The following is a 14,443-nucleotide window of genomic DNA, read 5'->3' on the forward strand; positions in this document are numbered from 1 at the left end:
TCGGTTGCGGAGCGGGCGATCAGAGCGCGCCGTTCGTGCTGTTGCGCAAGGGGATCTCGCGCCAGTTCAGGATCTTGGTGCCGACCGACCCGCCTTGATTGGGCTTGGCACGGCACAGCGGATCGCCTTCCGGGCAGACGTTGCAGGTGGGGTCACCCTCCTTGCAAGTCTTGTTGGGCGTCGATGCGGTGGAGCCGCTCAACACCAGGTCGATGCTCTTGTCCGTCTTGTAGAACAGCATGTCCGTCACAGCGAAGCCGGGGTCCAGGTAGGCCGCGTTGTTGGCGAACTGTGTTTGGCCCGTCGAGAGATCGATCAGATACACCCGGCTCGTGCCGCCCGGGTTGCAGGCGTTGGCCGACGACGGCAAGGTCGCTGAGAACGCCACGACGCTCATGAAGTACGTCGGGTCGTTCAGCACGCGGTAGCCGCTTGAGAGGTCGAAGTACCAGCCCGACTTGACCTTGTAGTCGATGTTCGCCTTCTGCGTCAGGTCGGTCAGCTGGACCAGATTGGCCGAGGTGATCGGGAAGACCGTATTGGTCGGCGCATCGCCCGAGTTGCTGAACTTCGCAACGGTACCGTCCACGATGCCATACAGGCGCTGCAGTTGCGTGCTGTTGATGTCGTTGGCGTACAGCATCTTTCCGGTGCCGAACGCCAGGAAGCGCCGATAGGTGGTGGTGTCGCCAATGGGCACCACCGCCGTCGTGATCGGTTGCGGCGTGTTGTTGGGACCCACCGCACGCGCAACCTTCACCAGGTTCGGGTAGCCGGAGCTGCCCGAGCGCAGGTCCGCGCGCCAGACGTTGCCACGCAGGTCGCCGCCGTAGACCGACTCGACCACTGCGGTCGCCAGGTCAGGGTAGAACGGCGTCAACTGGTTCAGACCGGCAGGATCGGCGGGCTTGGCGTCATCCGACAGTTCGTCGTTGGCGCTGATCGTCGCAATGATCGCGCCGGTCTTCGGGTTCAGCATGTAGATGCGCGCCTTGCCCGTGCCATTGTTGTGGCCGGTCGGAACCAGGACGACCCAGCCGTGCGTGGCGGTCTTGGTGATGACCGGCTCGCCGTACAGGAAACCCATGTCGGGTGCGGTGAACTCCCACAGTACCTTGCTCGCGGCGGCACCCTCGGAGTTGACGCCGGAGAGGTCGGTCAAGTCCAGCGCATAGACGCTTCGGCCACCCTTGCCCAAGCCGCCCACGACGATGGTGCGCCAGTCCGCGTCGCTCCGCGTGCCACCAGTGAAGCCGAAGTCCACATCCGCAGTGGCCGGACGCGCATCGACGAAGAAGCGATGGTTGAAGTTCGGGTTCCCGAGCGAGGCCAAACCGTCGACGGTGGGGGTGGAGGGGCTGCTCGGTCCCTTGTACAGCGCGCCGGGCACATACGCGAAGATCTCGCGACCGGCGGTGTCGCCGGTGAGTGAGCCGTCAATCACGTGGACCACGCCCGCGTTCGTCCCGACCACCAGGTAGTTGGGACGATTCTTTGCCGTGGTCTTGTAGCCGCTGTAGCCGGGGTTGGCGCCTTCCGACAGGGTCAACGACGGCGGCGGCACCACCGTCACCTTGGCGTTGACGACATCGCCGACCAACTCCGAACGAACCCGGAACTTGGAGGCCACCTCGTTGGTGCGATCGCCGCGAAGGTAGTTGACGTAGTCGGAAACGGTGACCTTGTCGGCGTAGGGGGTTGCCAACGCATTCTTCTGGTCGGCACTGAGGCTGCCTTCCAGGAACGGCACAACCGCCTTGGCCGCGGGGTCGTAGGTCACCATGAAGCGCTTGTCCTTCCAGCCAGTGCCGGTGAGTTGCGCCTTGAGCTTCTGCGTGAACCGCCAGGCCTCGACCTGGCGTGTCGCGGAGGTTCCGTCCGCGGCGCTCAGCGTGCTGGCAATGACCTCTCCGGTCCAGTCCTTGGCGTCGTACTGCGTGGCATAGCTGGCCACGCCCACGGACGTGATCTGCTGGGAGGCCGTGCTGAAGGCGGTGGAGTACGCCTTCATCCGAGAGGCGATGCTGGCGAACGCGGACGACAGGCCATTGACCATCTGGTCCGCCTTCGCGGACGTGAAGTACGTGTCGGGGCGAAGCTGGTTGCCGACGACGTCGGTGCTGTCGCCGGCGTGCCACCAACTCTGGTTCAGGTCAGTCGTGCGTGTGAGCGGATCGAAATCGGAAGGCAGGGTGGCGCCACCGTATTTCGTTGCGAGGTAGTACTGGTTGTTGGACTTGTAGGTGCTGAACTCCAGCACGTCCAGCCAATAGGTCTGGACGGTCTGCATGCCGGCTGAATTCGGATCACTTGCCAGGTCGGGACGGATGTCCGTCGAGTTGGCCCAGTACGCCATGCCCGCGATCAGCGCGCCGTTGTTGTTGCAGCAACCGCCATAGCCTTGCACGTTGCCAAGGGCGTCATTCACACCGCTGAGCTTGCCGACGCGGTTCGTCCATTCGACGGCGTTGAACGCCTTGTCGTTGGTGACTTCCACGGGTTTGGTCGGCTCGGAGTTGCCGGTCGCGCCAGGCAAGTTGCGGTCCGCATGGGTGTTGACGTCGCCGATGCCCAGAATGAAGTTCTTCTGGCACGAGTACTCCATCGGGTCGCCCCAGTTGGAGATGACAGGGAAGCCGTCCGCCTGGGTTGCCGCCGAACTGGAGCCGTCGGGGGTGGAGTAACTGGCAACGTTGCCCAGATTGCGGAAGTAGCGCAGGGCTGCGTAGTACAGCTCGCTGACCGGGTCATAGGTCTTGTACGACCCCGATGCACCGAATTTGTTCAGGTAATTCATTACCCCGCTGTAATCGACGGTGACGCCGTAATAGGCAAACATGTCCGCGACGTCGTTGATCTTCGCGTTCAGGTCCACATTGGGGTTGTTCCGCATGATGCCGGTGTCTGGCTCCCACTCCCTCAGCGGGTTGTCCACCGGATCCCCGCCTGGCACGGGCTTGGTCGGGCCGACATACTTCTGGCGGGAGCGCAGGACGCCCCCGTCGCGCGCCAGCCTTGTGTCGTTGAGGTAGCCGAACGCGCTGAAGCGGATCTGGCTGGAATAGTTCTGGATCAAGCCTTCGGGCTTATGGATGGTGCCGCCGGCGTAGGCCTTGCAGTTCTTTTCCAGGTAATCAATGCCCAAGGTCTTGTCGCAGACCCGGGCGCGGATATCCACGCTGTAGGACTTGCTGTCGTCCCACCACCCGTTCTTTGGGGTAGGGTCGAATCCTTCGGGCGATCCGGCGTTGTTGTCGCCGCTGTTGGTGAAGCGCATGCTCACGCCCAGACCCTGGATGCGCAGCTTCAGGCCGCTCCAGGTCGTGCCGCCCTTGCTCACCAGCGGGGTGGCGCCGGCAATCCAGCTCGGCCGGTTCATGACACGGTCAGGGAAGTTGCCGGTGTTGCCCTGGCCACTGGCGTAGGCCTTCTCCAGGACCGTCGCCGTCTTCGTGTCGACCACCCGCGAACCGCCGGTCAGCGCCCAGCGGAACGGATCGATGGTCTGCATCGACGCGTAGTTCAGGAAGTTGCCGCTCCACTTCTTGCTGCAGACGTGGTTGGCCGCCATGGCCGTCGGCGCGAAATGATTTACCTTGATCGCGTTGGCCGCGCCGCTGGTATCGGCGAGCCGATAGTCGTAGCACTTGTCCGGATCGAAGTAGCCGAGGTAGGTGGAGGTCGGGTTGTACGTGCCGTCCGTGTGGGCGTTGCTGACTGCGGTCGGATATTCCACCGACAGCGCCAGCGCCAGGTTGCCTGGCACGGCGACGGAGGCGAACACCGGCTTGTCGGCCAGGGCCGTTTGCGCACAGGCCGCCGACACCGCGGCCAGCAGGGCCGCCGCGCCGCTCAGGCGCAAGAGAAGACGAGAGGGGGACATCGTGAGCCTCTGCTTAATCCAGGGTGGTGAACGTGCTCTGGTAGAACGAGTACGCGTTGTGAGGACCAGTGACACGCACGGTGATGCGGTAGGTGGGCTGCGGCGGCGGGCTCGGATTGCCCTGCCTCGATCCGAAGTTGTTCACCCGACCCAACACCTGACAATGAGCTGCGGAAAACGCGCCGGGGTTCACGCACAGCCGATCGATCAGGTAATGCACGGTGATGCTGTCGCCGTCCAGCTTGATTTCGTTGGCGGAGCTGCCCAGACCGCCGAGGGCCGCTGCGGTCGTGGTGTCCAGCAGTGCCAGCGGGATGCCGGACGAGTCGCTGGCCAGCATCGTGGCGCTGTAGTTCTGGGCCGGGTTGCTGACCATGCGCGCCGCGGCGGGGCCGAGGGTGCCGGCGGGAGACAACGCGTTGGCGGCCAGACGAATCGCCCGCTCTCCCTGGTTGGTCATCTCGCGCTTGAAACCGAAATAGCCCACGCTGGCGAGCGTGACGTTCATCGACTTCATCGCCGCGGCGGCGCCGATGAGCAGCACGGCTAGGGTGATCAGCGCGATCACCATGATCACGCCACGCTGGCGGCGCGCGAGTGGTGCGGGGGGCGGAGCGAAGGATCGCATGGGGGCCTCTGGGAAGGGGGCGTCGTGACTACAGGCGGGGCCGCGGCCCATCACGGCGGCGGGGTGCGCGCGGGCGCAGTGACGATGGCATTGCGCAATGGGATCGTCAGCTCGATGAGGCGGTAATTGCGGCGCTGCTCGGCGGCCGGGAGCTTGATCACCATCTGCATTGCCGGCGGCAATGCCGAGAACATCGTGAAGGTCCCGGGCGACACCAGGGGGTCGCCTTCCCGCTCGATCCGGTCGCCCCGCACCAGCATCGAGATGCTGACCGCGACGATGTTGGACGCCTGAGCCGGGTTGACTGTGTTGAGCCCGTCCGCATTGAACGGTGCGGCGGCCGGATTGACCCAGGTCGAGATGATGCCGTCGCTGACACCGGCGGCGTCCACGCCGAAGCGCACCCGCATGTCCACGACGTTGTCCGCCAGCGGCACCGGCAGGTCGGCATTGGGCATGTTGTTCAGCTGCAGGATGTCGTAGGCCACCAGTTGCTGGTTGGCACTGACGCCCAGCAACTGGAAGCGCGGCTGGTTGCCGGCGACGTTGCCGAGGTTAGAGACGCTCAGCGGCGCGCTCACGCCATAGGCAACGAGGCTGTTCGCGCCCACCCCCTGCGCGTAGAACTCGCCATTGAGCGGCACACCCGTCACAGTCGAGCCGACGAAATTGGGGCCGACCTGCGTGATGAGGCACGGCCGGGACGATTCCGTGAGCATCAGGAGGTCACCGCTGCGGATGCCCAACGTGTTGTTCATCGTGAAGGTGTTCACCTGCACGGAGCCGGCGACCACCTCCTGGGGGGTCTCGCTCAGGCCGGCCGAGGTGGTCATGAACTGGATGACATCGGACGGTCCGTTGCCGAAGCCGGCGTCCGCGCCCGCGCCGGAATACACGATGACCGGGCTGACGTTCACTGCGGCGGGCACCGCCTGAAAGGGGGCCGGGAACGGCGTCAGGCGCGGCAGGATCTGAGCCCCATTGCGAATGGCGTTCAACGGACACCCGAAGGTCAGCCCGGCGTTCTGGAACAGACCCGAGCCGATGCTGCGGAACTGCCGGTCCAGTTCATAGGCCAGATAGCCACTGCTCTGCGCAAGGTCGGAGGTGGTCGAGTTCTGGCGCTTCGACTTCTCGAACATGTTCATCATGACGCCGAGCGCGGCCATGAGGACCAGGCCGATCGTCATGGAGATCAGCAGTTCGATGAGCGTGAATCCTCGGGAGGCGCGAGGCGCGCGCAATGGCGAGGAGGGGCGGCGATGCATCGTCATGGTCAGTTCAGCCGCACATCGGTGTAATAGACGCGGTCCGCGCCGGAAGGGGTTTTCCACCGGATCGTGATGCGCTTGGTGTTCGTCAGCGTCGCGGTCGGCGCGTCGGCCACGGCGCCGACGGCGCCGACGAGGCCCGAGTTCGCCACGCGCTGGGTCCATGCGGCGATGGTGGGCGGATTGCGGTTGTTATAGAGCCACATGTCGTTGGCCAGATCCGCGGCGAGCGTGGCGGCACGCTGGTTCTCATCGGCGCCGGAACTGGCCTGCGAGGCGCGCGCCATGATGCCCACCAGGCCGACCATGCCGATGGTCATGATCAGCATCGCGACCATCAGTTCGATCAAGGTCATGCCTCGAGCGCCGGTGCGTGCGCCGGCCCGGACAGAACGAAGGGAGAACGACTTGCTCATTGAGTGGCCGCCTTGTTCACGATTTCACAGCCATCGGTGACGGTGGCCGACAGCTGTCGTTCGCGGTCGCAGAGCCGGACCGTTCCGCCCAGCGTGACCCAGACGGACAGCTTCTTCAGATTGGTCACCTCGGCGCTCGTGTCCACCCAATAGACCGAGATGCCGTCGGGATTGACGTTGCAGTTGGCGCCGTTCACCGGATTGGTCAGCAGCATCGGCCGGCCGTTCGGGCCGAAGCAGATGGCGGTCGGACCGGTGACGGCGATGTTGGACGTCGAGTCGGTGATCGAGCCGCACTGGACCGGAGGAGCCGGCGTGTTCTGCGTGATCAGTGCGTTGGGTATCACCTTGACGACCCAGTACCGCCCGGTCGCCGAGGCGCTTGAGTTGACGGCACAGGTGGAGTCGTTGGTGCGGTAGAACACCACCGGCTGGTAGGAGTTGATGGCCTCGGCCTGCGCCAGGCGGATACTGGTGGTCAGGTTGCTGCCGGTAGTGCGGATCTGCGCATTGGCCGCCCAGGAACGCAACGCCGGCGCAGCCAGCGCCGTCGTCAGACCGACGATCGCCAGGACGATCATCAGTTCGATCAGCGAGAAACCGCGCGGCGCGCGGCACCCGGCTCTCAGCATGATTCGCCCTTCACCATGACCCAGCGGGTCGTGCACGTATTCCAGCCGGTGGGCGCCTTGGTGGTTTTCCGGGCATCCGCCTGGTCGACGGTGAACTCGAAGCCGGACAGCAGGTTGTCCGTGCTGGCAGCGGTCAGCGTGTACGTACTCGCAGTCACGGCGCAGCTGATGGTGAACTTGCCGACTTTCTTGCCACCGGAGCAGGGCGGGGTTGCGCCGCCACTCGCCTCGTAGGTCCGGAAGTTCTGGAAATAGGCCTCCATGTCGGTCCGCATCATGGTGAGACCCGTGGCGGCGTCGGTGAGCGCGCCCCGGATGTAATAGGAGCGATAGCTCGGCAGCGCGATCGCCGCCAGGATGCCCACGATCGCCACCACGATCATCAACTCGATCAGCGTGAAGCCACGCGACGTGGACCGGCGAGCCGGCGACGAAAAGTTCCCGAACATAAGCGCTCCTGTTTGCTGAAATTATCGGCAGCCGCCCCTGGAAGGCGAGGCCGCTCGTCGTGCCTCGGATTCCGCCCGTCTCGCGGCGGCCTTCGACTGTGACGTCCGTCACGGTTTGGCGCCCGTCGACGCCTTGGGCAAGCGTCGCCGGGCGTCCCGTGCACCGGCCCCGCCCATCGGCAAGCCACGCACGCGGGCCCATTGTGACCAGCGGTTACGAGTCGCGAAGCCCTCGATCCCGGCGTCAATCCCCCTTCATCGGGCTGTCGCATATCGCCACCCCGCCCCAGGTGTCCTCCGGCATCAATTCGGGCTTTACCCTATGATCCCGGCTCCCGGACGCCTGCCGCCCGGCATCGTCCCGGATCTATTCCAAGAAATGGCATTCACCGATCCCTCTTCCTCCCCTGACGCCCGCCCGCTGATCGAGGTGAAGGGCGTGACTGTCGGTTATGGCGACCGGGTCATCCTGAAGGACGTCAACGTCACCCTGCCGCGCGGCAAGGTGATGGCGCTGATCGGATCCTCCGGCGGCGGCAAGACGACGCTGCTGCGGCTGCTGACCCGGCAACTGCGCCCGCAGTCCGGGCAGGTGCTGTTCGACGGGCAGGACCTGGCGCCGATGGACCAGACCCAGCTCTACGCCCAGCGCCGGCGCATGGGCATGCTGTTCCAGTTCGGCGCCCTGTTCACCGACCTCAGCGTGTTCGAGAACGTCGCCTTCCCGCTGCGCGAGCACACCCGTCTGCCCGAGCCGATGATCCGCGACCTGGTCCTGATGAAGCTCAACGCGGTCGGCCTGCGTGGCGCCCGCGACCTGATGCCCAACGAGGTCTCCGGCGGCATGGCGCGCCGGGTCGCGCTGGCGCGTGCCATCGCGCTGGATCCCGACCTGGTGCTCTACGACGAGCCCTTCGCGGGCCTGGATCCGATCTCGCTGGGCGTCACCGCCCGCCTGATCCGCGACCTGAACGACGCGCTGGGCCTGACCAGCGTCATCGTCTCGCACGACATCCATGAAACCTTCGGCATCGCCGACCACGTGGTGATGGTCGCCAACGGCGGCGTCGTCGCCCAGGGCACGCCGGAGGAATTGCGCCACAGCCAGGATCCGCTGGTGCACCAGTTCGTCAACGCCGAGTCCGACGGCCCGGTGCGCTTCCATCAGCCCGCCAAGCCGGTGCGCGAGGACTTCGGGCTGCCCCAGGAGATCTCCGCATGATCGGCCTCGCGACCTCCATCGGGCGAGGCCTGCGCCTGAAGCTCGGCGACTGGGGCTGGTCGGCGCGGCTGCTCGGCGCCCTGCTGCTGCACCTGGGCGCCTGCCTGCGCCGCTTCGCGCTGGTGCGCGAGCAGATCTATTTCCTCGGCAACCGCTCGCTGTCCATCATCGGCGTGTCCGGGCTGTTCGTCGGTTTCGTGCTGGCGCTGCAGGGCTACTACACCTTGCAGCGTTACGGCTCGGCCGAGGCCGTCGGCCTGCTGGTCGCCCTCAGCCTTGTGCGCGAACTGGGACCGGTGGTGGCGGCCCTGCTGTTCGCCGGCCGGGCCGGCACCTCGCTGACCGCCGAGATCGGCCTGATGAAGGCCGGTGAGCAGCTCAGCGCCATGGAGATGATGGCGGTCGACCCGGTGCAGCGCGTGCTGGCGCCGCGCTTCTGGGCCGGCTTCATCGCGATGCCCTTGCTGGCGGCGGTGTTCTCGGCCGTCGGCATCATCGGCGGCTGGCTGGTGGCCGTGCCGCTGATCGGCATCGATGCCGGCTCGTTCTGGTCGCAGATGCAAGGCGGCGTCGACGTGTTCAAGGACGTCGGCAACGGCTTCGTGAAGAGTGTCGTGTTCGGCGTGACCGTCAGCTTCGTCGCGCTGCTGCAGGGGTATGCCTGCAAACCCACCCCCGAAGGCGTGTCGCAGGCGACGACGCGCACCGTGGTGTTGTCCTCGCTGGCCGTGCTGGGCCTGGACTTCATCCTGACCGCCATGATGTTCTCGATCTGACGCGCGGCGCGCGGATCATCGAACCGACAACTGAAATTAAGAGTTCTTCTGGAGTTGCCTGATGCAATCCTCTCGTTATGACGCGCTGGTCGGGTTCTTCGTGCTGCTGGGCGGCGCGGCCCTGCTGTTCCTGGCCCTGAAGGCGGGCAACCTGCTGACGCTCAACTTCCAGGACACCTACACCGTCACCGCCAAGTTCGACAACATCGGCGGCCTCAAGCCGGGCGCGGCGGTCAAGAGCGCCGGCGTCGTGGTCGGCCGCGTGGGCAGCATCGCCTTCGACGACAAGAGCTTCCAGGCCCGCGTGATCCTGAACATGAACCAGGGCGTCGCGTTCCCCAAGGACAGCTCGGCCAAGATCCTCACCTCCGGCCTGCTGGGCGAGCAGTACATCGGACTGGAGCCGGGTGCGGAAGAAAAGAACCTCGCCGCAGGCGACATCATCACGCAGACGCAGTCGGCGGTGGTGCTGGAGAACCTGATCGGCCAGTTCCTCTATAACAAGGCGGCCGATGCCTCCGCGGCGCCGGCCTCGGGAGAGAAACAATGACCACCACCACGACCGGTCCCGCGCTCGGAGCGCGACGGACCGACCTCGCGGCCGCGCTGTTGAGCGCGGCGCTCCTGGGCGCCGCGGCGCCCGCGATGGCCCAGTTCCAGGCCGACCCGGCGATCGCGCCGCCACTGGACGTGGCGCTGGCGACGCCGCTGGCCCTGTCGGTCCCCGTGCCGGCCGAACTGAGACAAGCCGCCGCCGACGTCGATGCCGCGGACAAGGCGGCGGCGAACGCCGCGGACGAAGCATTGGCGGAAGGCCAGGATCAGGCCGCCTCGGCCCCGTCGGGTTCGGCCGCCGAGCCGGCCGCGGCGGGGCAGGCCGGTGCGGCTGCGGCCGCGGCGGATGCGCCGGCGCCGGGCCCGCGCGTGCGCAACCGCCTCGATCCCTGGGAAAGCTGGAACCGCAAGGTCTTCAACTTCAACGAGAAGCTGGACGAGCACGTGCTGCGCCCGGTCGCCACGGCCTACTCGGATCTCGTGCCGCAACCCGCGCGCCAGGCGGTCGACAACTTCTTCGGCAACTTCTCGGACGCCTGGTCGGCGGTCAACCTGTTCCTGCAGGGGCGCTTCAAGAACGGCGCGTCGCAGACGATGCGTGTCGCGGTGAACTCGGTGTTCGGCATCGCCGGCCTGATCGACATCGCCACGCCGGCGGGTCTGGAGAAGACCTCCGAGGACCTCGGTCGCACGCTCGGTTACTGGGGCGTCAAGACCGGGCCCTACATCGTGTGGCCGCTGCTGGGCCCGTCCTCGCTGCGGGACTCGGTGGCGCTGCCGGTCAACGCCTACTATTCGCCGGCCTATCTCTTCGATGACGGCGAATACAAGTTCGCGATCACCGCGCTGCAGGTGATCAACACCCGTGCCAACCTGCTGCGGGTGACCGACATGCTGGATGGCATCGCGCTGGACAAGTACACCTTCGTCCGCGACGCCTACCTGCAGCGTCGCAACATCAAGTCCCACAAGGAACAGCAGGAAGACGATGACGACGACTACGAAGTCATCACCCCGGACGAGAAGCCGGTCAACCCGCAGGGCGACCGCTGATCCTGGCAACAACCGGTAACGCCCGCGGGGGTGGCCGGTGAACCGGCACCGGACCTGCCACGTTGTGGGCCGGTCCGTGTCATGAAGAGAGAGAAAGGACAAGCATGAATGCCACCAAACGACTGCTGCTGAACGCGATCGTGTCGATCGCCGCGCTGAGCCCGCTGGCCTCGTTCGCCGCGGACAACTCGACGCCGGATCAACTGATCCGCCAGCTGTCCATCGAGACGCTGGACGCCGTCAAGAGCGACAAGGCGATCCAGGCCGGCGATGTCAGCAAGGTCATGGAGCTGGTCAACAACAAGGTGATGCCGCACGTGGACTTCCAGCGCATCACCTCCTCGGCCGTGGGCCGCTTCTGGCGCCAGGCCACGCCCGAGCAGAAGCAGCGCCTGCAGGATGAGTTCAAGACCCTGCTGGTGCGCACCTATGCCGGCGCGCTGACGCAGGTGAAGGACCAGACCATCGCGATGAAGCCGATGCGCGCCGCGCCGGAGGACACCGAGGTGGTCGTGCGCACCGAGATCCGGGGCAAGGGCGATCCCATCCAACTCGACTACCGCGTCGAGAAGACCGACGGCGGCTGGAAGATCTATGACGTGAACGTGCTGGGCATCTGGCTGGCCGACCAGTACCGCAACAGCTTCGCGCAGGAGATCAACGCCAAGGGCATCGACGGCCTGATCAAGTCGCTGGCCGAGCGCAACGCCCGTCCCGCGCCGGCAGCCTCCGCCGCGAAGAAGGGCTGAGGCGATGCTCAAGCTGCCGTCGCGGCTGCGCCTGGACAACGCGCCCGAGGAATGGGCGCGGCTCGAGGGCGCACTGCGCGCCGAGCTGGCGCAGGTCGGCAATGCGGCCGGTCGCGGCATCACGCTGGACGCGAGCGGCCTGAACGACTTCGACTCCGCCGCGCTCAGCCTGCTGCTCAGCGCGCTGCGCTTGTGCGGCCAGGACGGCTGGCAGCTGACGCTGCAGCAGGCGCCGCGCGAGTTGCGTGAACTGGCCCGGGTCTATGCGCTGGAGCATCTGTTCTGGCCCGACGTCGCGGCGCCCGCCGAGATGGCATGACGAGCCAGCACCAATGACGACGGGCCGCGATGAGCGGCCCGTCGTCATTTTGGGTTTTCGATTTTGGCGCCGGGCGACCGCCCGCTGCCTACTGCGCGTAGCGCTTGGTCCGCAGGTTGCGCTTGATCTCCTGCAGCATCGGCCGCAGGTTCTCGCCCAGGCGCAGCGCGACGCCGGTGGTCAGCACATCCACCACGATCAGGTGCAGCAGCCGCGACACCATCGGGCTGTAGCGGTCGTAGTCCTCGGGGTGGTCGACGGCCAGCAGGACCTGGCCGGGCAGCTGTCCCATCTGCGCCAGCGGCGAGCCGCTGGCGGTGATGATGATGGTCGTCGCGCCCTTCTTGCGGGCGATCTCGGCGGCGTCCATCAGGTCGCGGCTGCGGCCCGAGTTGGAGATGATCACCGCGCAGTCGCCGCTGTCCAGCATGGTCGCGCTCATCAGCTGGACGTGGCCGTCGCTGCACGCGAAGGTGTTCACCCCCAGGCGGAAGAACTTGTGCTGCGCGTCCTGCGCCACGATGCCGGAGTTGCCGACGCCATAGAACTCGATGCGGCGGTGCTGGCGCGCCGCCTCCGACAGCGCCGTGATGGCGCGCTCGAAGGCATGGCTCGCCGCGTCGTTGCGGTAATGGAGCAACGCCGCAACGGCGTTGTCCACCACCTTGACGATCAGGTCGCCGGGCTTGTCGTCCTCGTCGACGGCGCGGTGCACGAAGGGCACGCCCTCGTTGACGCTGCCGGCCAGCTTCAGCTTGAAGTCGGCCAGCCCGTCGTAGCCCACGCTGCGGCAGAAGCGCACGACGGTGGGCTTGCTCACGTGCGAGCGGTCGGCGAGCTCGCTGACCGGCAGGTTCGCGAACGAGCGCGGATCCGCCAGCAGCAGCTTGGCGACCCGCTGCTCCGCCGGCGGCAGTGCCGGCAGCGCGGCCTTGATGCGTTCGAGCATGCTCATCGCGTCAGCATTCCTCGATCCACGAGTGACCGTCGCGCGCCACCAGCGCGCTGGAGGCCGGCGGGCCCCAGCTGCCGGCGACGTAGGTGCGCGGGCCGGTGCTGTCCTGCTTCCAGAAGTTGAGGATGGGCTCGACCCAGCGCCAGGCCTGCTCCTGCTCGTCGCTGCGCACGAACAGGTTCAGGCGGCCGGCGATCGCGTCCAGCAGCAGCCGCTCGTAGGCGCCCACGCGCGTGTGGGCGAAGGCCTTGTCGAAGTCCAGGTCGAGCGAGACCGGGCTCAGCGCCTCGTTGCTGGAGCCGCCCTTGTTGGCCATCAGCTGCAGCTCCAGGCCGTCCTCGGGCTGCAGCTTGATGATCAGCCGGTTGGGGCAGCTGCCGCCCGGGAAGATCGGATGCGGCACCGGACGGAAGTTGATGACGATCTGCGCGTCGCGCGCCGCCAGGCGCTTGCCGGTGCGCAGGTAGAAGGGCACGCCGGCCCAGCGCCAGTTCTGGATCTCGGTCTTGAGCGCGACGAAGGTCTCGGTGTGGCTGTCGGCGGGGATCTTGCCCTCGTCGAGGTAGCCCGGCACCTGCCTGCCATCGACATTGCCGGCGCGGTACTGGCCGCGCACCACGTCGCGTGCGACGCTCTCGGCGGTGAAGGGCTTGAGCGCGCGCAGCACCTTGAGCTTCTCGTCGCGGATGGCGTCGGCGTCGTTGGAGGAGGGCGCCTCCATCGCGATCATCGTCAGCAGCTGCAGCGCGTGGTTCTGGATCATGTCGCGCAGCGCGCCGGTGCCGTCGTAGAACGGCCCGCGGGTGCCCACGCCCAGGCCTTCGGCCAGCGTGATCTGGATGTTGGCGATGCTCTCGCGGCGCCACAGCGGCTCGAACAGCGCGTTGCCGAAGCGCAGCGCCATCAGGTTCTGCACCGAGGGCTTGCCCAGGTAGTGGTCGATGCGGAAGGCCTGCGTCTCGGCGAACACCGAGCGCACCACGCGGTTGATCTCCTGGGCGCTCGCCAGGTCGTGGCCCAGCGGCTTCTCCAGCACGACGCGCACCTTGTCGCCGTTCAGGCCGGCGGCGCCGAGTTGCTGGCAGATCTGCGTGAACAGGTGGGGACTCGTCGCTAGGTAGAAGACGACCGTGTCGGCATTGCGCTCGCCCAGCCACTCCTTGAGGCGCGCGTAATGGTCCGGCTGCGACAGGTCCATGCGGCGGTAATGCACCAGCTCGGAGAAGCGGGCGAACTCCTCGTCGTTGGGCCGCTTGCCGGCCTCGACCTCCTGGAAGCGCTCCTTGAGCCACTCGCGGTAGCGCTCATCGGACTGGTCGTCGCGCGCGACGGCCAGGATGCGGCCGCCCTCGGGCAGCTTGCCGTGCCGGAACGCCTGGAAAAGCGCGGGCATCAGCTTGCGCCAGGTCAGGTCACCGGTGCCACCAAAAAAGACGAGATCGAAGGACATGAGCGCGGCGCCCGCATCCGGGCGTAAGAGTTGTTGGCGATGTCTTGATGTAACGGAGTTACCGGAATTATGATGCCCCAGTTTC

The 14,443-nt window shown here is 66.5% G+C and carries 14 protein-coding genes; 6 read left to right on the forward strand and 8 right to left on the reverse strand.

What is annotated here, in order from left to right:
• Positions 1-19: 19 nt before the first annotated feature.
• Genes ACTJKJ_RS00480 through ACTJKJ_RS00505 form a run of 6 tightly spaced genes read right to left on the reverse strand, consistent with a single transcriptional unit; the run spans position 20 to position 7,279 of the window.
• Positions 20-3,883 carry a pilus assembly protein gene (locus ACTJKJ_RS00480; RefSeq protein WP_440819284.1) on the reverse strand — a complete coding sequence of 1,288 codons (3,864 nt, stop codon included), beginning with the start codon at positions 3,881-3,883 and terminating at the stop codon, positions 20-22.
• Between the two features lie 13 nt (positions 3,884-3,896).
• The gene (locus tag ACTJKJ_RS00485) at positions 3,897-4,511 is read right to left on the reverse strand and encodes a pilus assembly PilX family protein (protein WP_440819285.1); all 615 of its coding nucleotides are present in this window, start codon (positions 4,509-4,511) and stop codon (positions 3,897-3,899) included.
• A gap of 50 nt (positions 4,512-4,561) precedes the next feature.
• Positions 4,562-5,785 (reverse strand): PilW family protein, encoded by a 1,224-nt coding sequence (locus tag ACTJKJ_RS00490; protein ID WP_440819286.1) that lies wholly within the window; start codon positions 5,783-5,785, stop codon positions 4,562-4,564.
• Positions 5,786-5,787: 2 nt separating this feature from the next.
• The gene (locus tag ACTJKJ_RS00495) at positions 5,788-6,198 is read right to left on the reverse strand and encodes a type IV pilus modification PilV family protein (RefSeq protein ID WP_440819287.1); all 411 of its coding nucleotides are present in this window, start codon (positions 6,196-6,198) and stop codon (positions 5,788-5,790) included.
• Positions 6,195-6,866 carry a GspH/FimT family pseudopilin gene (locus tag ACTJKJ_RS00500; protein WP_297384204.1) on the reverse strand — a complete coding sequence of 224 codons (672 nt, stop codon included), beginning with the start codon at positions 6,864-6,866 and terminating at the stop codon, positions 6,195-6,197. The genes ACTJKJ_RS00495 and ACTJKJ_RS00500 overlap by 4 nt, the downstream gene beginning before the upstream one ends.
• Positions 6,824-7,279: a type IV pilin protein gene (locus tag ACTJKJ_RS00505; protein WP_297384202.1), complete on the reverse strand. Its 456-nt coding sequence runs from the start codon at positions 7,277-7,279 to the stop codon at positions 6,824-6,826. The genes ACTJKJ_RS00500 and ACTJKJ_RS00505 overlap by 43 nt, the downstream gene beginning before the upstream one ends.
• A gap of 379 nt (positions 7,280-7,658) precedes the next feature.
• Here ACTJKJ_RS00505 and ACTJKJ_RS00510 point away from each other — a divergent pair, with 379 nt between their 5' ends.
• From ACTJKJ_RS00510 to ACTJKJ_RS00535, 6 genes are all read left to right on the forward strand, one after another.
• Positions 7,659-8,501, forward strand: a complete 843-nt coding sequence (locus ACTJKJ_RS00510; protein ID WP_183482518.1) for an ABC transporter ATP-binding protein — start codon at positions 7,659-7,661, stop codon at positions 8,499-8,501.
• Complete coding sequence (gene mlaE, locus ACTJKJ_RS00515) at positions 8,498-9,277, forward strand: lipid asymmetry maintenance ABC transporter permease subunit MlaE (protein ID WP_183482516.1); 780 nt, start codon at positions 8,498-8,500, stop codon at positions 9,275-9,277. Before ACTJKJ_RS00510 ends, mlaE begins: the two co-directional genes overlap by 4 nt.
• A 61-nt stretch (positions 9,278-9,338) precedes the next feature.
• Positions 9,339-9,827, forward strand: a complete 489-nt coding sequence (mlaD, locus tag ACTJKJ_RS00520; RefSeq protein ID WP_091727179.1) for an outer membrane lipid asymmetry maintenance protein MlaD — start codon at positions 9,339-9,341, stop codon at positions 9,825-9,827.
• Positions 9,824-10,885 (forward strand): MlaA family lipoprotein, encoded by a 1,062-nt coding sequence (locus tag ACTJKJ_RS00525; protein ID WP_297384198.1) that lies wholly within the window; start codon positions 9,824-9,826, stop codon positions 10,883-10,885. Before mlaD ends, ACTJKJ_RS00525 begins: the two co-directional genes overlap by 4 nt.
• Positions 10,886-10,989: 104 nt before the next feature.
• Positions 10,990-11,634 (forward strand): MlaC/ttg2D family ABC transporter substrate-binding protein, encoded by a 645-nt coding sequence (locus ACTJKJ_RS00530; protein ID WP_297384196.1) that lies wholly within the window; start codon positions 10,990-10,992, stop codon positions 11,632-11,634.
• A 4-nt stretch (positions 11,635-11,638) separates the two neighbouring features.
• Complete coding sequence (locus tag ACTJKJ_RS00535) at positions 11,639-11,953, forward strand: STAS domain-containing protein (RefSeq protein ID WP_091727166.1); 315 nt, start codon at positions 11,639-11,641, stop codon at positions 11,951-11,953.
• Positions 11,954-12,041: 88 nt separating this feature from the next.
• Here ACTJKJ_RS00535 and ACTJKJ_RS00540 read toward each other — a convergent pair whose 3' ends face one another.
• Positions 12,042-12,902, reverse strand: a complete 861-nt coding sequence (locus tag ACTJKJ_RS00540; protein ID WP_067065809.1) for a MurR/RpiR family transcriptional regulator — start codon at positions 12,900-12,902, stop codon at positions 12,042-12,044.
• Between the two features lie 10 nt (positions 12,903-12,912).
• On the reverse strand, positions 12,913-14,358 hold the full coding sequence (gene zwf / locus ACTJKJ_RS00545; RefSeq protein WP_091727164.1) for a glucose-6-phosphate dehydrogenase: 1,446 nt from the start codon (positions 14,356-14,358) through the stop codon (positions 12,913-12,915).
• Positions 14,359-14,443: the final 85 nt, after the last annotated feature.

It is taken from the genome of Roseateles sp. 22389, from assembly GCF_052044995.1.
Lineage (GTDB): Bacteria > Pseudomonadota > Gammaproteobacteria > Burkholderiales > Burkholderiaceae_C > Roseateles.